Raw genomic sequence first — 18,747 nt, 5'->3', positions numbered from 1 at the left:
TCGCCGATCAAGCAGAGTTCTTCTGTAATGGAAAGTTCATATCTATAAATATCCTTGTCCCGGTTTTCTACTACAGTCCACGGGATTGAATACTGCGATCATCATCGTCATTATTCAGGCGTCAACATAAGGACACGACCATACAGTTTGCGCGGGAATACCGTTAGCAGGGTCAGAATCAAGGAAGATAGAAGTATGAAACTGACGACCAGTCTTGAGCACAGCCATGACCCGCGTTTTTATCAGCAATTGGGCCAATTGATTTCCAGCACCGGCAACAGCGCCTTTGCCAGACAGATGCTGCAGATCGTCGATACGCTGGTGCCGATCCACGGTCTCGATCTGTGCGAATGGACTCTGGATATTGCGCAGGCCAGTATCAGCCAGATCGACCTCCTGGGTAATGCGGGCCTGCCGCATGATCTTCCGGCGACCGACAACCACAACCATCCGCTTTTGCAAAGCATCATGCAGATGGAAGCCCCCTTGCTTATCCAGCTCAAGGTGCCGGCCAACAGACAGAATCCGCAATACACGACTCACCAGTGCAATCTGGTTTCCAGCAACGGCGACCAGCGCTGGGTGATCTGTTTCTATCGCCTGCCGACCTTGCGGCCGTTCTCGCTGGGCGAGCTTTCCTTGCTCAAGAGTCTGTCGGACACGCTGCTGCCGCTGGTCGAGCATCATGCACGACTCCTGGCACAGCCTGCGAACCGCGCAACCAGCACAGTGCGCGTTGAACCGGAACCGGAGGCAGAAGCCGCTACCCTGCATCAAGCCTTCAATGGTCGGCTGGCACAGGATGCAATCAACCTCTCGGCTCGCGAGCAGGAAGTTTGCCTGGGCCTGCTGACCGGCGGCACCGTACCGGAAATGGCCCAGCGCCTGCGGGTCAAGGCCAGCTCGGTGGAAACCTACCTCAAGCGCGCCACCGTCAAGCTCGGCATCAGCGGCCGCCATGGCCTGGCTCGGTGGATGGCGGGCGCCTGAGTCCGGCGGATTGCCCAGCAGAGACTGTCACGCTTTCGCGGATGAATCCGCTCCTACCCCAGCCAGCCAGTAAACAGGCCATCGGCAGGAGCGAATTTATTCGCGATTAGCAGCACATTGTGTTTCTTCAAAAAACCCACTTCAGCAGTTGCTCGTTGGCCCCATAACTGAGGTCTTTTTCAATCATTGAACGGACATGTTTTGATAATGCGCGCTCAAACATGAAAACCAGCAAACCAACCTCGGCAATGTTTGAAATTTTATACCCCGCATAAACATCCCCCTTATCAAAACAAATAGCCTCGCCCTGAAACACCAAGGCCTGTCATTCAAAAACGCAAAGATTTTTTACAGCGTTTTCACTTTAATTTTACGTCCGCCTTAGTAATTTACGGTCGGCATCCATGATGCACGGCCATGAGATGGCAAGAGCAGTATTTTCCCCGGAATCTCAGAAAGCTACCGGGACGATCGAATGACGGGAGCGCGCGGAAAGATCAAACCACCAGCTACCGGTTTGAAGCTATAAGGATGGAGAAGTCTGTAATGCGTATACTTGTCATCGAAGACCACAAGGATATCCTCGCCAACATCACCGAGTACTTCACACTCAAGGGACATGAAGTGACCGGAGCGCTTGATGGGCTGACAGGGCTTAATCACGCAGTCACTCAACATTACGACGCTATCATTCTGGACCTTATGCTACCCGGCATGGACGGCATTCTTGTGTGTAAAACGCTTAGAGAAAACACCCGGTATCAAGTCCCCATCCTGATGCTGACGGCCCGTGATGAACTGACCGATCGCCTGACAGGCTTCAAGGCGGGCGCCGACGATTACATTGTCAAACCCTTTGCGCTATCAGAATTGCTCGCCCGCGCCGAATCGGTTTCGCGACGCTTCAGCGGTTTGAAAAAACGCATACTGCAGATACATGACCTGACGTACGACCTGGATACCCTTGAGGTCAGGCGGGCAGGAGAATTACTCAAACTCAATCCTAACGGCATGACTCTGCTTGAACTGCTCATGCGTAAAAGCCCGGCCGTGGTGAAACGCCACGACCTCGAACAAGCCATCTGGAAAGGCAATACGCCTGAGTCGGATAGTTTGCGAACAACCATTTACATGCTTCGTAGAGTCGTGGACAAGTCTTTCGACACTCCTCTCCTGCACACCGTGCATGGCATGGGCTACAAGTTACAAGGCCCGAGATAAACGGGCCAGAACCCTGTCATCGTCCTGTCTAGGTGCTCTGTACATAGCGTTGCAGAAAACGCAGGCCGACCAAAGGCAAACCGACGCCCACAACACCAAGACTCCAGGCAATACCCTCAATGCCAAAGGCAATGAAAGCGCCACTAACAAATGTTATAGGCAAAAGCGGGAATAACAGTGCGCACATCAACAAGGCGTGTGCGCCCAACAACTTCTTCAATCGCCCCTGAGCATTGAAAACACACACCATCCAGAGCAACGCCCAAAATACAATACTGGCCAAATAAAGTATCAGGTGCAGTAAATCACCTATCATTCCATATCCATGCATCTCTGTAGCTCCATGAAGTTTACATACCTGCCAGCAGTTCCTTGGCCAGCGCATCAAGAATAGCAGCACTTGAGGTCCCGGCCTGAAGACGGCCGGCACTCCAACTGTCTACGCAGCAACAGTCGATCAACATTCTGCCTTCGACCGCACAACCACACCGGCCCCGAAACACCCCGCAGAGCCCGTACAACAAGGCCGGCAGCGGATGGCACGACACCTGCAATCGCGTTATCACTTCCCAACCCTGTACTGGATACCGCGCGATGCGTCTGATTGATCTGGCCTTGCCCCGCCTTCCTCGCTCCCTCAAGTTACTGGCCTGCTCCGGCCTGATGGCACTGGCCCTGAACCCATCCGCCCGCGCCGAAAACGCGCCTGAGGAAGTGCGTCTGGATTACGCCTATTACTCGCCTGTCAGCCTGGTGCTCAAGCATTTCGGCTGGGTCGAAAAAGCCCTGCCGAACTCGAAAATCAGCTGGGTGTTCAGCCAGGGCAGCAACCGTTCGCTGGAATACCTCAACAGCGGCGGTGCCGACTTCGGCTCGTCGGCCAGCCTGTCAGCCGTGCTGGCCAGGGCCAATGGCAGCCCGATCAAGTCGGTCTACGTCTACAGCCGCGCCGAATGGACTGCGCTGCTGGTACGCAAGGACTCGCCACTCAAGAGTGTCAACGATCTTAAAGGGAAGAAGATCGCCGCCACCAAGGGCACCGACCCGTATCTGTTCACCCTGCGCGCACTGGCTCAGGCGGGCCTGGCAAAGAATGACGTCGAGCTGTTGCACCTGCAGCATCCGGACGGCCGCACCGCGCTGGAGAAAGGCGATGTCGACGCCTGGGCCGGTCTCGACCCACACATGGCCGCCAGCGAACTGCAAGCCGGCTCACGCCTGCTGTACCGCAACAAGGACTTCAACAGCTACGGCGTCGTCAGCGTCACCGAAGCCTTTGCCAAGGCTCATCCGCAAACCATCACTACGTTGCTCAAGGCCTACGAACAGGCTCGTCACTGGGCCATCGCCCATCCGGACGAATTCGCCAAACTGCTGGCCGAAGAGTCCAAACTGCCGCTGGACGTCGCCAGACTGCAACTGTCGCGTACCGACCTGTCTGCGCCGCAACTGACCGATAAGGACATAACCGCCTCCAAGGCTGCGGCACCGATCCTGGTTTCGGAAGAACTGGTCAAGCGCGGTGTCGATGTCAATCAGGTCATCGATCAACTGATTGATCCATCCTTCGGCAAGGCCAGCATCGAGCGATGAGCACGTCCGGCAAAGCCCTGGCCGGGGCAAATCCGGCACAACACCCTGTTGGTGGTACATCGCAATGGCAACGCCGGGCCAAGGGCCTGGCATTACCGCTGGCGATCATCCTGCTGCTGGAAACCGTGGTGCGCCTTGGCTGGATTGCTTCCTACCAGATGCCAGCGCCCAGCGAAGTGGCGCAGACCCTGTTCCAGCTTGCCGACGGCGCGTTGTGGAAACACATTGGCGCGAGCCTGTCGCGGGTGCTGGCCGGCTTCTTCATCGGCTCGTTCCTTGGCCTGCTGTTCGCCGCCTGGGTAGGCCTCAGCCGCGAGGCCGAAGCCTGGCTGGAACCGACCTTTGCCAGCCTGCGGGCGATTCCCAGCCTGGCATGGGTGCCGCTGTTGCTGTTGTGGCTGGGGATTGGCGAAACCTCCAAGGTCACGCTGATTGCCATCGGTGCGTTCTTCCCCGTGTACCTCAACGGCGTTGCGGCGATCCGCAATATCGACCGCAAGCTGGTGGAAGTCGGGCGCATGTATGGCTTCAGTCGCACGCGCCTGGCCCGGCGCATTCTGCTGCCGGCAGCTTTTCCCGGTGTGTTCACCGGTTTGCGTAGCGCACTGAGCCTGAGCTGGATGTTCCTGGTCGCTGCCGAACTGATCGCCGCGACTCGCGGCCTGGGTTATCTGCTCAGCGATGGCCGGGAAACTTCGCGACCGGACCTGGTGCTGGCCGCGATCATTGTCCTGGCACTGCTCGGCAAACTCAGCGACGGCCTGCTGGCCAGCCTGGAAAAACGCTGGCTGGCCTGGCGCGACACTTTTGACGGCACAGACTCCGGAGCCCGACCATGACCCTGCTTCATCGCCTGCCACCCGTTGCAGCTCAGCAAACGCCTCTGCTCGACCTGCGAGTCGAGCACAAGGCCTTTGGCGATATCCCCGTTCTCGGCCGGCTTGAACTGCGCCTGCAACCGGGAGAAATCGTCAGCCTGCTCGGCCCCAGCGGTTGCGGCAAAAGCACATTGCTGCGGCTGGTGGCGCAACTCGATCAGGATTTTCATGGCCAATTGCGTAATCGTCCCGACGAAGTCGGTTTCGTGTTTCAGGAACCACGGCTGATGCCCTGGCTGAGCGTCGCCAAGAACATCGGCTTCAGTCAGGACCAAGACTTTGATCGCTCGCGGGTCGCCAGCCTGATCGACGAAGTCGGCCTCGGCGGCTTTGCCGATGCACTGCCCAAGGCACTGTCGGGCGGCATGGCCCAGCGCGTGGCAATTGCCCGCGGCCTCTACGGCCAACCACAGTTGCTGTTGCTGGACGAACCGTTCAGCGCGGTCGATGCGTTCACCCGCTTCAAGCTACAGGACCTGCTGCTGGATCTGGCGCAGCATCACCGCATCGCCTTGCTGGTCGTCACCCACGACGTCGACGAAGCGCTGTACCTGAGCCATCGGGTGCTGGTGATCGGCAACCGGCCCGGCACCATCATCAAGGAACTGAACGTACCACTGAATTACCCTCGTGACCGCCGCGACGAAACCCTGGCACGCCTGCGCAGCCAGGCGCTGGAAGCGCTGCATGAGGCGCGGGTGATCTGACCACGCAGGAGCGGATTCATCCGCGAAGGCCGCATGAAGGACGATACATTTTCTTCGTATGTATAGGCCGCTCGCGAATGAACTCACTCCTGCCTTCAGCCTTTAAAACAGCCCCGAGGTCGGCGGTTCCGTTCCTTTGAGCTGCCAGGCGCCCACTACCGCTGCCTTCCAGTGACGCGGATTATGGTTGGCCACGGTGCGTGCATTGCGCCAGTGGCGGTCGAGATTATGGCTGCGGCCTGTGGTTGATGCACCACCGACATCGAACAGGGTTTCAGCCGCCTTGAGCGCCAGCTCTGCGACCAGATACTGCGCCTGGGCCACCTCGACGGCGGCCTGTTCGACCTCGGCATACGCCTGTTGCGCGTCCCAGGCACAATCGATGGCCTCGGCCGCCTTGAGCACCAGCGCTTCGGCAGCGTAGGCCCGGGCGGAAATGTCGCCGACAGCCAGTTCCACATAAGGATCGTCCACCGAACGACGGGCGCTGCTGTGCTTGATCGGTCGAGCATGCTCCCTGGCAAAACGGACCGCATCGTCCAGTGCATTGCGAGCGATACCGGCCTGAACCGTGCCCAGGAACAATTGCAGGAATGGCGTGACGATGGTGCGCTTGCCCTCTTCCACCGTGCGGGTCCGAATATCACCGGCCTCGACCCGCACGTTGTGCAAATGAGTCGTGCCACTGGCGGTCAGACGCTGGCCCATGGCATCGAAATCGTCGAGCAGCACCAGACCTTCGCGGTCGCGAGGCAGAATGAATGACACCGGCTGCTCGGCCTCGTCCAGCGCCACCGCGCTGACCCAGTCGGCAAACAGTGCGCCGGTGCTGTAGAACTTGCTGCCATTGACCCGATAGTGATCGCCTTCACGCACCAGCCGTGCGGCAATCGCTCCATTGGCTCCGCCCAGTTCCCAACCGGCATTGCCGATCACCGCACCGTCAAGGTAACGGGCAAACCAGCGAGCACGCTCGGCCTCGGCATCTTCGCCCGTGGACACCAGCAGCCCTTCGACAAACGCCAGCCCGGGACGCAGCGCCTGGGCGACGTTGGAGTCCACCGAAGCGATGCGCAACAGCAGTTCAATGACATTCCGCACGCTGCCGCCGGGGCCGCCATATTGTTTAGGGATACGCACGGTATACAGGCCGGCAGCAGCCAGTTGGGCGATGGCCTCGAAAGGTAATTGCCGCTCGCGTTCACGCTGTGCTGCGCCAGCACCGATGGCCGGCAGCAGCGCAGTGATGCGGGTTTTGAGTTCAATGACACTGGCAGCCGGCGGCTGTGGGGCAAAACGTTGAAACGTGGTCATGGGCAGTCCTCAGCCTAGATGGCGATTTTCCAGAGACGTGATTCATCGAAGACGTCAAACGCTTCGTGTTCCGGGTCCCGCGGCGGCACGACCAGTTCAGCGCCACTGCCGGGCAGGCGCGGAACCGAGCCAAGCAGGCGCCGGGTGTATTCGTGGGCGGGTCGAGTGAAAAGCTGCTCCGCAGGCGCCAGCTCGACGACCTGACCGTGGCGCATCACCAGCACGTTGTCGCTGACATGACGAATCACGCCCAGATCGTGGGAAATGAACAGATAGGCCATGCCCAGCTCCTGTTGCAGGTCAGCCAGCAGGTCCAGGACCTGCGCCTGTACCGAAACATCCAGCGCCGAAACCGGTTCGTCGCAGATGATCAGCTTCGGCCCGCTGGCAATCGCCCGAGCAATCGCCACCCGTTGGCGCTGGCCACCGGACAGCTGCAAGGGACGTCGCCGGGCCAGCTCTGGCGGCAAGCGCACCTGCCCCAGCAGATGGTCGATGCGTGCCGGGCGCTGACGCACCTCGACACCCGCGACATGCAGCGCATCATCAAGGATCTGCATCACGCTCCAGCGTGGGTCGAACGAGCCGAGGGGGTCCTGATAGATGACACTGATGTCGCGCCTCAGGGATCTGCGGCGGTTTTCATCGACGGCATTGCCGGGCAGGTTCCAGGGTTGCCCGCGATACAGCACCTGACCGGCGTCGGGTTGCAACAGGCCAAGAGCGATGCGGGCTACCGTGGTCTTTCCCGATCCTGATTCGCCGACGATGCCCAAGGTCTGCCCGGCGCGCAGCTCGAAACCGACGTCCTGCACCACCTGACGAAGCTGGCCATCCGGTCCCAGATAACGCTTTCCCAGCCCCTGAGCCTGCAACAGCACTGGCCCCGGTTCGTGACTGCTGGCGGGCGCTGGCGGACGCTTCACGCCCGGCCGTTCGGGAGACAGGCGACTGCCGCGAGGGTGTTCGGACGGCACTGCGGCCAGTAACTCACGGGTGTAGGGATGTTGCGGCTGGCTCAGGACCTTTTGCATCGGCCCCTGCTCGACCACTTCGCCATGGCGCAACACCACAACCTCGTCCGCCAATTGCGCCACCACCGCCAGGTCATGACTGATGATCAACAGCGAAGCACCACGGGACTTGATCTGCTGAAAGACTTCAAGAATCTGCGCCTGCACCGTAGCGTCCAGGGCCGTGGTCGGCTCGTCGGCAATCACCAGTGCCGGATCCATGGCCAGCGCACTGGCAATCAAGGCACGCTGGCGCAAACCACCGGATAACTGACCGGAGCGCTGGCGGGCGCGCAACGCCACATCGGGCACGCCAACCCGTTCCAGCAATTCCAGCACCCGTGTGCCGCGCTGCTGCCGATTGCCGTAACCATGGGTTTGCAGCACTTCGAGGATTTCCTTGCCCACCGGCCGTAGCGGATCCAGGGACACCAGCGCATCCTGCAGGACAAAGCCGATGTCTTTGCCGCGCACGCCACGCCACTGGCGTTCACTGAAAGCCAGCAGGTCATGCTCGGCAAAACTCAGGCGCCGGGCCGCCACTTGCGCACGGCTGCCTGCCAGCCCCACCAGACTGCGGGCGCTGACGCTCTTGCCAGAACCGGACTCGCCCACCAGCGCCACACAGCGACCGGGCGCCAGCGTAAACGACAGATCCTGCACCACACTTCGGCCGTCAAAAGCGATGTTCAGGCCTTCGACAATCAAGGTCTTGTCACTCATGGCAGGCGTCCCTCCAGACGTTGTTGGATGTAGCGACCGGTCACGGTGGTGGACAGCGTGGTCAGCACGATGAACAGGCCCGGAAAGAACGTCAGCCACCAGGCATTGGCAATGAAGTCACGCCCCATGGACAGCATGGTTCCCCACTCGGGGGCTGGCGGCTGGGCGCCCATGCCGAGAAAACTCAGGGCCGAGGCCCAGACAATCGCCTGGCCGACACCCATGGTCAGCGTGACCACCAGCGGACGCATGGCATTGGGCAGTAGCTGGCGCAGCACGATGCGTGAGGTCGGATGACCCAGCGCCCGCGCCGCTTCGATATAACCGGCATTGCGTACCGCCAGAACCTGGCCGCGCACCATTCGCGCATAGCCGGGCGCAGCCCCAAGGCCGGTGGCGACAATCAACGGGCCGATGCCACTGCCGAATACCGTCACGAACAGCAGGGCCAGCACCAGGCTCGGGAATGCAAACAGCACTTCCAGCAACCAGCCCACCCCGCGATCAACCCACGCACCACCCAGACCGCCCACCAGCCCGAGGGTAATGGCAATCGTCATCGCCAGTGCCGTGGCGGCGACACCGATGAACAGGCTTTCGCGGGTACCGTAGATGATCCGGGCAAAGATGTCGCGGCCGGACTGGTCGGTGCCCAGCCAATGCGCCCAGCCCGGTGCCTGGAACGCCTCGCGTGGCACGATGGCCAGCGGGTCGATGGACGTGAACAGTTGCGGTGCCAATGCCGCCAGCAGCAGTGCAGCAAGAAACAACAGCGCCAGGCTCGCGCCCAGGGGTGGCAGATGCAGACGTCGTTGACGGCGCAACGGGCCGAAGGTCTGCTCAAGCGTCAGCTCGCTCATGAATTTGGCTCCTGTTGCCGTGGGTCAATCCATTGATAAAGCAGGTCCACCAGAATATTGGCCAGTACATAACCGGCAGCCACCACCAGACTGATGCCGATCACCAAGGGCAGGTCCTGGGCCTGTACCGCCTGATACAACTGACGACCGACACCCTTGCGGGAAAAGATCACCTCGCAGACCACCGCACCACTGATCAGCGCCCCGATGGCCCAGCCGGACAGCGATACGCCCGGCAGCAGTGCATGACGCAAGGCGTGCCTGAAGCGCACCGCCAGATCGCTCAAGCCGCGGGTGCGGGCGGTCAGTACGAAGGGCTGATCAAGGGTCAGTTCGAGGGATTCGCGGGTGACCTGAGCAATGAACCCCGCCAGCGGAATGGCCAGGGAGAACGCTGGCAGCACCAGGCTTGCCAGGCTGTCGCTGCCGGCTGGCGGGAACCAGCGCAGACCAAAGGCGAAGACTGCGAGCAGCACCACGCCAAGCCAGAAATGCGGCAAGGCTGCACTCAGGGTTTCGGCGAATGATGCCGCGCCGCCGATCAGCCGTCCGCGCCCAGAGGTGACCACCGTCAGCAGCAGGACCAGCACCCAGGCCAGCGCCAGTGATGCCAGGGTCAGTTCCAGAGTCGCACCGCCCTGCTCGGCCAGCACCCGGGTCACCGGCTGATGCTGGGAATAGGAGTTGCCCAGATCGCCCTGCAGCAAGCGGCCCAGATAAACCGCGTATTGCACCGTCAGCGGTTTGTCGAGGCCGTATTCCTGGCGCGTGGCTTCGATGGTTTCCGCTGTCGGGTTGCCGCTGGGACCGCCGAGAATGGCCAGCACCGGATCGCCCGGCATCAGCCGCAGGGCGAAAAAGGTCAGGGTTGCCACGGCCCACAACACCAGCATCCCGCCCGCCACACGAATGGCGGCACGTCGACCGAGGGCGGTCAGGCGTTGGCGACGGGGATCAACCACATCCGCAGAGGTTGCGCTTGTACTCATTTCGTCACCCATGAGTCATAGAGATAAGTCACCGCCAGCGACGGCTCCAGACGCACGCCGTGGGCCGTCTTGTAGATGCCCAGCCGGGTGCTTTGCGGATAAGTGGTCAACTCCAGATATTGCCCGGCGATCTGCTTCTGGGCCTGGTAATAAATCTTGCGGCGCTGCTCGGGGTCCTGAGTGGCCAGGGCACTTTCGATCAGCGCATCGAATCCGGCATCGGCATAACCGGCGGTGTTCTGGTGATAGCCGCCAACCCCGGCCGGCTGGACAAATGCGGAGCTGAAGATGATCCGCAGCACATCGGGGGTATTGGTGTTCCAGTAGCCGATACGGATGTCGTAATCCCAGGCGGCCTGACGCGCCGTGGACTGCACATCGCTCATCTGGTCCATCACCAGTTCGATGCCGACCTGACGAGTCGTGGCCTGGACCTGCTCCCATAAGGTCACTTCCGACGGCGGCGTCCGTGAGCCGATCAGCACCACGGCGCGCAGACGCTTGCCATGTTTGGTGCGATAACCTTCGGCATCGCGACCTGTCCAGCCAGCTTCGTCGAGCAGTTGCACGGCGCGGGCCGGGTCGTAGTCCTGAACACGCTCGAAGTCCGGGCTGTAGAACGGTGTCGCCACGCTCAGCGGGCCGCCTGCCCGTTGGAATTCGCCGAAATAGACACTTTTGAGCGCTCCTTCGACATCGGCGCTGCGCACGAACGCCTCACGCACCCGCAGATCGTCGAAGGGTGCCCGCCGAATATTGAAGGTGCCATTGGTGGGGTTGCCTGGGCGCTGGGAGATAATCAGCTTCAAGTCCGGGTTGCGGCGCGCCGCTTCGTGGGACTCGGGCGGCAAAGCCTCGATCACGTCGACTTCACCGGCCTGCAGCGAGGCAAAACGCACCGAAGGCTCCTGAATGAATTTCCAGACGATGCCTTCCAGATAGGCCGGCCCCTGATGGCGAGCGGTGGGTGGAGCCCAGTTGTAGTCGGGATTACGCGCCAGTTGCACGTGACTCTGCCGCTCCCACTTGACCACCTTGAACGGCCCGCTGCCCACCGGGCTTTCACAGTTGGCATCGCGGCTGCGCGCCAGCGCCGTGGGCGACTGGATACCGAGGAATCCCTGGGCCAGCACTTCAAGAAACGCTGCATAAGGCGTAGCCAGATGCACGATGGCGGTGCGGTCATCCACGACCTCGGTGCTGCGGTACTGGCGAATGTAGCCACCGGCGGTGCTGGACTGGGTCTTGGGGTTGGTAATGTGCTCGAGGTTGGCCTTCAGGGCCGCTGCATTGAATGGCGTGCCATCGGTGAAATGCACGTCATTGCGCAAATGGAAGGTGTAGCTCAGGCCATCGGGCGAAACTTCCCAGCTTTTGGCCAGCCAGGGACCGATCCGCCCTTCGCTGTCCATGGACACCAGCGAATCCAGGTACTGCTGGGCGACAAACACCTGAGGCATGTCCCCCGCCACATGAGGATCAAGGCAGGTGGGCTCGCGGTCAGTGGCGTACACCAGAGTGCCGCCATGCACTGGCTGGTCGCTCTGGATTGCAACTTTCTCGGCACGCTCGCAACCGGTCAACGCCAGCGCCAGTGCCGGGATTGCAAATAAATGGATGAAAGGACGGATATCGAATTTCAAGATCGCTCCCGGGGATGACAGGTTCGATGGCTTTGCACAGCCGCTCAGCAGAGGAGTTGCAGGTCCCGTGCCGACTCTGAAGCCATTGAATTAATTGATTTAAATGCCTGGACCGGTGATGGACGACCAACAAAGTGTCCATGCGCTGTTGCTGCTGCAACAGCCGCCGGCTGCTGGCTCATGACGGTTCCGGCACGGCAAAGCGCAACGGCTGCGAGGGCTGACTCAACGCCGCAGGGTCGCGGTAGCGCGCAGCCGGATGATTGCCCGGCAGACGCGACTGCCCTGCCCCGAACAACCGCTCGCGCAAGGTTTCGCCGGGGCTGTAGCGCTCGCGAAAACGCCCGCGGCGGCGCAGTTCGGGCACCACCAGGTCGATGAAATCCCGGGCCGTCTCGAACGACACGTACTGGCGCAGGTTGATGCCGTCGATGCCGTCCACATCCAGCCAGCGCTCGATCTCGTCGGCGACCACCGTCGGCGTGCCGGCGACGAAGTAACGATCCTCCTGCAATCCTGAAAAACTGCCGAGCATTTCAGCCACTGTGGTATCCGGGCCGAAACGGTTGAGCGAACCCCAGCCGATATCGCCGCGCTTGATGATGCTGGAGAGCCGTTCGTGGGGCGGATACGCCTTGAGGTCGATGCCCATCTGGGCATGCGCCATCCCGCCATCGGCGCTGATCAGGCGGCGATAACTGTCGAGCTTGGCCGACACCTCGGCATCGTTGCGCCCGACGATCACCCCCGCCTGCACAATGAACTTGATACCCGCCGGATCGCGCCCCTGCTCCTCGGTGTTGCGGCGCATGGTGGTGATATTGCGCCGCACATCTTCGTGAGTGACGCCGCCGGTAAACACCACTTCGGCATGTCGTCCCGCGAAAGCCGAACCTGCCGGGGAACCGGTGGCCTGGAACAGCACCGGGGTACGCTGCCGTGACGGCTGGCACAAGTGCGGGCCGGCAACCTTGAAATGCTCACCGACATGGTTGATGTAGCGCACCTTGGCCGGATCGGTGTAGATGCGCTGCTCGCGATCCTGAATCACCGCATCGTCGTCCCAGGAGCCTTCCCAGAGTTTGTAAAGCACGTCGAGGTATTCGTCGGCAATCTCGTAGCGATGGTCGTGGGGCACTTCCTGATCCAGCCCGAAGTTGCGGGCGGCGTTGGGCAGATAGGAAGTGACGATATTCCAGCCGACCCGGCCCTTGGTCAGATGATCCAGCGTGCTCATGCGCCGGGCAAAGCTGAACGGCGGCTCGTAGGTGGTGGAAAAGGTCACGCCGAAACCCAGTTCACGGGTCACCGCTGCCATGGCCGGGACCAGCAGCATCGGATCGTTGCTGGGCACCTGCAGCCCCTCGCGCAGAGCCGTTTCCGGGCCATTGCGAAAGCGGTCGTAGACGCCCACCACATCCGCCAGAAATACCCCGTCGAAAGTGCCGTATTCCAACAACTGGGCCAGCTCGGTCCAGTAGTCAAGATCGTTGAAGCGGTGGCGGTTGTTGTCCGGGTGAACCCACATGCCATGGGTGATATGACTGACGCAGTTCATCTCGAACAGGTTGACGTGCAATTGTTTGGGCATATCGCTCTCCTTGAATGCGGCGCTCAGAACCGGAACGCCACACCGGTGGTCACCGAAAAGGCGTCGCCCGGATAGAAATTCGCCGAGTCCTGGCCGTTGGCGTTGTAGGCTGTATTGGCGGCAGTGGCGTAACGCTGGTCAGTGAGGTTGCGCAGGTCGGCAAAAACTTCCCACTGCTTGCCTGGTGCCTGATAGCCGAGCTTGGCTCCCCACAGCACGTAGGACGGTGCCTGCCAACTGTTGGCGTAATCAATGTAGTAACTCGACGCTGCGCGCAGATTGAGCGAGGCGTAAAAGCCGCTGTGCTGGCGATAGGCAAGCTCGGCCTGATAGAAATGACGCGGCAGGCTGGGCAGTTCGTTGTCGTCAAAAGTTTCATCGTGGCGATAGTGGAAATCGTTGAGGGTGTAGGCCTGGCGCAAGTCCAGGGTGTCGCCATTGGCGCCCGACCAAAGCAGCGCGCTCAACCCGGCTTCGATGCCTTGGTGGATAGTCGGGCTGGCATTGGACGTGGTCGTGATCTGATCCTGAGTGGCAGTGGCCTGCTGCACCACTACCGTCAGCAGTTCCTTCTGAATCCAGGAGCGATAAAGCGTCAGGCTGCCATCGAAAATCCCCTTGCTGCCGCGAATCCCCACCTCGAACGTGGTCGCCTTCTGCGGTCGGGCATCGAACAGATAAGGGTTGCCGGTGCTGCCCAGTTGCCAGGTCACCGGCGGGTCGATACTGCGGCTGACATTGCTGAACACCTGGAAGTCCGGCGTCAACTGATAGCGCAGGCCGAGGCGTGGCGCGATGTCGTTCTCGGTGTAGGCAACGCTGTCGGGAAAGTCGCTGGTGTTGGTGCCGCTGGTGTATTCGATCTCGGCCTTGCGTTTGATATTGATGAATGAAAGCCCCGATGACAGCCACAGACGATCTGTCAGTTGCAGCTCGTTGCCGAAACTCAGCACCGTGTCCCGCGAGCCGGTGTAGTTGGTTTCCTGCAACTTGGCCCCGGTGCTGGCGCTGTGGGATTTGACGTCGGCCAGATAGGCCCGGGTGTTGCTGAAGATGATGCTGCTGTCGCTGGGCAGACCGAAGAAGCTGTCGCCGGTGCGGAAGTAACGCAGGGTCAGGTTGATATCCTTGGAGCGCCAGTCCTGTGGCGCAACCGCGTAGCGCCAGCCATTGAGCAAGGGGTAATTGTTGTAGGCCGCCCCCACTTCGAGCTTGCCGCCATCGTCGAAGGTGTAGGTGGTCTTGTTGGCCAGAAAGGTGGTGCCATCCTTGCGGCGCCCGGTAGGCACCAGATTGCTGCGCGGGTCGTGCTTGAGTTGCTGGCGCGTCAGGGTATTGCCGTTGACCAGATCCTCTTCCCGATACTTGAGGAAAAAGCGTGTCTCCAGTTTCGGGCTGAACACATGTCCGAAGTTGGCGGCCAGGCCACGGGCTTCATTGGCAGCATGGTCCTGATAACCGTCACGCTCGTTGTGCTGGATATTGATGTAGTAATCGCTGTCACCGACCACACCGCCAGTGCTCAACTGCTGCTTGCGATAACCGTAGCTGCCGACCTCGAAACGGGCGTAATTGCCGGGGTCGGTACGTCCGGTCTTGCTGACGAAATTGATCGCGCCGCCCAGTGACAGGGCTGCATATTCCGAGGCATTGGCGCCATACAGCACCTCGGTATGCCCCACGCCCTGCATGTCCAGGAAATCTTCCTGAGTGCCACCGGGGCCGGTGATCGGCAAGCCATCGAACAAAAACTTCGTGCCCAGCACATAGCCTTGATAGAACGTGTTCAGGCCCGAGCCCCGGATGGATATTTTGTTCGCACCGCTGCCGCTGGTGGCCTGAGCGAATACACCCGGCTGCAGGGCAAGCACATCTTCGGCACTGCCTGCCTTACCCTGCTCGACCTGGCGGTTGTCCACCACAGCGGTATTGCCTGCGACCTTCTGCAGACGCTTGCGATCCTTCAGCGCCTCACTGTCGGCAGTGCCGGTGACCGTTACCTTGCCCAGGGTGGTGCCGGCGGACTCGTCGGCTGCATGGGCAAACGGAGCGAGTAAAGCCAAGAGGATCGGCACGCTGGCGGCACTGTTTAGTTGGGGAAAATAACGTCCGCCTTGTCGCTTGATTGCCTGCACTGCAAGTACTCCATGATGGTCGACCGATATCCAGACAGGTATTAACCGGCCCATCCCGAATAGCGCTAAAATTTTATGGAAGTTCACATTGCAGATGTCGTGCCAGCCAATCCTTATTGACTTTTCTCCCTGTAATTGCCTTTTACAAGTTGAATAACAGGCAAATTGACCGATCAATGTTGCGCTACAAACAGTTGTCCTTCTCTAATGCATGAAAAGCCAGAGAACGCCCTGAATCAGCCATTACAGAGCATTAAAGCCTCTATAGTCGATGTGTTTTATTCCCGACAACAATAAGTAATATGCATATAATTGCCACTGTTCAGCCTGCAACAGCCCGGCAACAAAGTTTGCGATTTCAAATCACTTGTCTGCCAGATTTTCACGCCAACACGCCAACTTTTCAGGTACCTGCTCCAGGTCGCTGACAGGCCTGACTATGCCCATAGAACGCCGATAATTTTCAGTGAAAAACCTGGGAGATATGGCGTGCACGCCATACAACGTGGCCGGAGCCGATACGGCCGCGTTGTATCCGGGTGACGGGATTGGGACTTGGGCGGGGTTTGAGATGAGGTATCAGGTTTTGACTTCAGAGGGTGTCGATATCCACTTCCAGATCCAGAAAAATGCGCCCTGTCAGTTCGTAGGTAGAATCATTGACCATGACATGCTGCGCCAGCACATTCACGTCCCTCAGGTACTTCTGCAACCTGGACGTCTCGAAGACGGCAAGCCCCCCGCCCAACGAGTACATGGACTGAACCACTTCCACGCAAGTATCGACAGCATAGGTCGTGGCAAGCCTAAGGTCACGACGCATCTCCAGTGCAATCCCCGAGCCTTTTTCTGCATCCCGCCATGCCTCATGGATTGCCTCGAAAATGAAGGCTCTGCAAGAACGTACTTTGGCTTCTGCCACAGCCACGGCCTGTTGCACCATCGACCGCTGCGCCAGCGTTTTCTTGCCGGGAGCCATGACTTTCGTACAGGCGACTCTTTTGAGCTCCTGCAAGGCCGCCCTTGCCACGCCCAATGAAACGGCAGCGATCCCAAGCCCCAGCAAGCCGAACACCGGAAACTGATAAAGGGGCCTGGCGATGGGCCTATCCAGAAACAGACACGTGCTGTTCTGCTCGGGGACAAATGCATTCGAGACTTCAAACTCTCCGCTACCCGTACCCTTGAGCCCAAACGCCGTCCAGTTGTCGAGAAGCGTCACCTGATCCTTGTTGAAAATGACAGATTGCAGCCTGACCTTACCGTTAGCCAGTAACTCCGGCTGACCATCCTCGCCGATGATGCAACAACCACCCACAATCAGATCGGCATTTCTGGAGCCCGATCCCCAGGCCCAGCGACCGTTTACGCGAAATCCTTTTACGCCGTTTTCGACCACACGAATGGCACGACCGCTCGGTGCGAAGACGCCAGCCACCTTGATGGTATCGGCAAGAAAAAGTTCTTTGGCTGATGCGGGTGAAACATAAGCTGACAGAACGGAAGAAGTGCAGCAGATGAATGTGCACCACGCGGTAGATGCATCTTCCTGCGCCAGCAATTCAATTGTCCTGACGAACACATCGACTTCACATTCGGCCCCGCCCAGCTCGGCGGGTATCAACATCTTGTAGAGTCCGGACTGCTCCAGCGCTTCTACAATCTCCTGCGGCAAATACCCCAGCGACTCGATATCTGAAGACCTGGAAGCCGCCAGCGCCCCTATAGCCCTTGCGGCCTCAAGGAGCCCTGATTCGCTCTCTGCGCTACCCATATGATTCACCTCGTCAACCGAATGCATGAACTGGAAAGCAACTTGCAGCAACTAACAGAACAATGTGTTGATACGACAAAACTGCCAGAAGCTACCACAGCCTCCACCAACAGCCAACATGCAACTCTCGAGGTACTTATATGCCAGTCATAATAAAAATCAGATAGTCATTAACAACAGAAAGTCCAGATCAGCCTATGGCAGGCATTTAATGCCTGACACTCAGAACCCTGTCCTGGATATAAAAAGGGGCCAGTTTTTCATGAAGACAGGAAAAATACAGGCTCTACGCCCGCTTGGCCTCAATCGGCGGCATCTATTCTTATTGCCAGAAAGTCTAATCGCAATGATTTATCTGCCGGTAAAGTAAATACCGGTGCGGCAGCAAAGCCTGCGAACGGCACTATTTTTTCTGACTCTTGGCTATACCGGCCATACATACCACTCAAGGACGATCATGAACCCAAGGATGCTTGCTTTAAGCTTTGCCACCCTTCTCGCTCCATCCCTCAGCCAGGCCGCTGCACCCGATCCCTCGATCAGCGATGCACAGTACAAGACCGTATTGGAAGGCTCATGGCGAGCCGGGGAAAACCGTGCGCGCGACGCATACCGTCATCCACAGGAAACCTTGAAGTTCTTCGGTGTGCAACGCAACCAGACCGTAATCGAAATAACCCCCGGTGGTGGCTGGTACAGCGAGATTCTGGCGCCTCTGCTCAAGGACAACGGGCACTACATTGCGGCCCTGCAAACGCCTTCCTCGGGTGACTACTACAAGAAAGCCGCCGACGGCTTGAAACAGAAATTCAAGGCCGATCCGGAGCGTTACGGCAAGACCGAGTTTATCGAGTTCGATCCAAAGACACCTGTCTTTGGCAAGCCCGCCTCGGCCGACCGGGTCCTGACATTCCGCAACGTGCATAACTGGGTACTTGCCGACGATGCGCCGCAAACCTTCGCCGCCTTTTTCAAGGTCCTGAAACCGGGCGGCGTACTGGGCGTGGTCGACCATCGTGCCAAAGAGGGCAGCAACCTGGAGAGCATCAAGCAAAGCGGCTACCTGCCCACCGATTACGTGGTAAAGCTCGCTACCGATGCAGGCTTCAAACTGGAAGCGCAAAGTGAGATCAACGCCAACCCGAAAGACACCAAAGACTATCCGGCAGGCGTCTGGACACTGCCACCGGCGCTGAAACTGGGTGAGCAGGACAAGGCCAGGTATGTGGCGATTGGTGAGTCGGACAGGTTTACGTTGCGGTTTGTGAAGTCGGTGAAGTAGTGAAATGGGAGGCAGCTTGTAGTGGTCAACTTTT

General features: G+C 59.5%; 16 protein-coding genes. 6 read left to right on the top strand and 10 right to left on the bottom strand.

Annotation, left to right across the window (positions count from 1 at the left end):
* The first annotated feature begins 195 nt into the window (after positions 1 to 195).
* On the top strand, positions 196 to 990 hold the full coding sequence (locus ALQ04_RS04110; protein WP_122314587.1) for a helix-turn-helix transcriptional regulator: 795 nt from the start codon (positions 196 to 198) through the stop codon (positions 988 to 990).
* 127 nt (positions 991 to 1,117) lie between these two features.
* On the opposite strand, the gene ALQ04_RS04105 is transcribed toward ALQ04_RS04110, so the two are convergent.
* Positions 1,118 to 1,306, bottom strand: a complete 189-nt coding sequence (locus tag ALQ04_RS04105; protein ID WP_147466559.1) for a hypothetical protein — start codon at positions 1,304 to 1,306, stop codon at positions 1,118 to 1,120.
* A gap of 230 nt (positions 1,307 to 1,536) precedes the next feature.
* Between ALQ04_RS04105 and ALQ04_RS04100 the strand changes: the two genes are divergently transcribed.
* Positions 1,537 to 2,211: a response regulator transcription factor gene (locus tag ALQ04_RS04100; RefSeq protein WP_122314591.1), complete on the top strand. Its 675-nt coding sequence runs from the start codon at positions 1,537 to 1,539 to the stop codon at positions 2,209 to 2,211.
* Positions 2,212 to 2,239: 28 nt separating this feature from the next.
* Here the strand turns inward: ALQ04_RS04100 and ALQ04_RS04095 are convergent, their stop codons facing one another.
* Positions 2,240 to 2,527, bottom strand: a complete 288-nt coding sequence (locus ALQ04_RS04095; RefSeq protein WP_221033385.1) for a hypothetical protein — start codon at positions 2,525 to 2,527, stop codon at positions 2,240 to 2,242.
* A 347-nt stretch (positions 2,528 to 2,874) separates the two neighbouring features.
* Here ALQ04_RS04095 and ALQ04_RS04090 point away from each other — a divergent pair, with 347 nt between their 5' ends.
* From ALQ04_RS04090 to ALQ04_RS04080, 3 genes are read left to right on the top strand one after another with little or no spacing between them, the layout of a single operon-like run.
* Positions 2,875 to 3,804 carry an aliphatic sulfonate ABC transporter substrate-binding protein gene (locus ALQ04_RS04090; RefSeq protein ID WP_183142109.1) on the top strand — a complete coding sequence of 310 codons (930 nt, stop codon included), beginning with the start codon at positions 2,875 to 2,877 and terminating at the stop codon, positions 3,802 to 3,804.
* Positions 3,801 to 4,643, top strand: a complete 843-nt coding sequence (locus ALQ04_RS04085) for an ABC transporter permease (RefSeq protein ID WP_122314583.1) — start codon at positions 3,801 to 3,803, stop codon at positions 4,641 to 4,643. The genes ALQ04_RS04090 and ALQ04_RS04085 overlap by 4 nt, the downstream gene beginning before the upstream one ends.
* A complete protein-coding gene (locus tag ALQ04_RS04080) occupies positions 4,640 to 5,389 on the top strand; it encodes an ABC transporter ATP-binding protein (protein WP_122314582.1) in 750 nt (249 codons plus the stop codon). The genes ALQ04_RS04085 and ALQ04_RS04080 overlap by 4 nt, the downstream gene beginning before the upstream one ends.
* 102 nt (positions 5,390 to 5,491) lie before the next feature.
* On the opposite strand, the gene ALQ04_RS04075 is transcribed toward ALQ04_RS04080, so the two are convergent.
* From ALQ04_RS04075 to ALQ04_RS04040, 8 genes are all read right to left on the bottom strand, one after another.
* Entirely contained in the window at positions 5,492 to 6,703 is a 1,212-nt protein-coding gene (locus tag ALQ04_RS04075; protein ID WP_122314581.1) for an acyl-CoA dehydrogenase family protein, read from the bottom strand.
* A 14-nt stretch (positions 6,704 to 6,717) separates the two neighbouring features.
* A complete protein-coding gene (locus ALQ04_RS04070) occupies positions 6,718 to 8,439 on the bottom strand; it encodes an ABC transporter ATP-binding protein (protein WP_122314580.1) in 1,722 nt (573 codons plus the stop codon).
* Positions 8,436 to 9,299: an ABC transporter permease gene (locus ALQ04_RS04065; protein WP_122314579.1), complete on the bottom strand. Its 864-nt coding sequence runs from the start codon at positions 9,297 to 9,299 to the stop codon at positions 8,436 to 8,438. The genes ALQ04_RS04070 and ALQ04_RS04065 overlap by 4 nt, the downstream gene beginning before the upstream one ends.
* A complete protein-coding gene (locus ALQ04_RS04060) occupies positions 9,296 to 10,288 on the bottom strand; it encodes an ABC transporter permease (RefSeq protein WP_122314590.1) in 993 nt (330 codons plus the stop codon). The genes ALQ04_RS04065 and ALQ04_RS04060 overlap by 4 nt, the downstream gene beginning before the upstream one ends.
* Positions 10,285 to 11,892 carry an ABC transporter substrate-binding protein gene (locus tag ALQ04_RS04055; RefSeq protein WP_259644896.1) on the bottom strand — a complete coding sequence of 536 codons (1,608 nt, stop codon included), beginning with the start codon at positions 11,890 to 11,892 and terminating at the stop codon, positions 10,285 to 10,287. The genes ALQ04_RS04060 and ALQ04_RS04055 overlap by 4 nt, the downstream gene beginning before the upstream one ends.
* 217 nt (positions 11,893 to 12,109) lie before the next feature.
* On the bottom strand, positions 12,110 to 13,522 hold the full coding sequence (locus ALQ04_RS04050) for an LLM class flavin-dependent oxidoreductase (protein WP_122314578.1): 1,413 nt from the start codon (positions 13,520 to 13,522) through the stop codon (positions 12,110 to 12,112).
* A gap of 23 nt (positions 13,523 to 13,545) precedes the next feature.
* Complete coding sequence (locus ALQ04_RS04045) at positions 13,546 to 15,657, bottom strand: TonB-dependent receptor domain-containing protein (protein ID WP_259644894.1); 2,112 nt, start codon at positions 15,655 to 15,657, stop codon at positions 13,546 to 13,548.
* A 592-nt stretch (positions 15,658 to 16,249) separates the two neighbouring features.
* A complete protein-coding gene (locus tag ALQ04_RS04040) occupies positions 16,250 to 17,482 on the bottom strand; it encodes an acyl-CoA dehydrogenase family protein (RefSeq protein WP_122314576.1) in 1,233 nt (410 codons plus the stop codon).
* Between the two features lie 406 nt (positions 17,483 to 17,888).
* On the opposite strand from ALQ04_RS04040, the gene ALQ04_RS04035 reads away from it, so the two are divergent.
* Positions 17,889 to 18,713 (top strand): class I SAM-dependent methyltransferase, encoded by an 825-nt coding sequence (locus ALQ04_RS04035; RefSeq protein WP_122314575.1) that lies wholly within the window; start codon positions 17,889 to 17,891, stop codon positions 18,711 to 18,713.
* Positions 18,714 to 18,747 lie beyond the last annotated feature (34 nt).

This window comes from Pseudomonas cichorii (assembly GCF_003700275.1).
Classification (GTDB): domain Bacteria; phylum Pseudomonadota; class Gammaproteobacteria; order Pseudomonadales; family Pseudomonadaceae; genus Aquipseudomonas; species Aquipseudomonas cichorii_B.
Note: the sequence above shows the minus strand (reverse complement) of the source record. Positions and strands in the feature narration are given on the sequence as shown.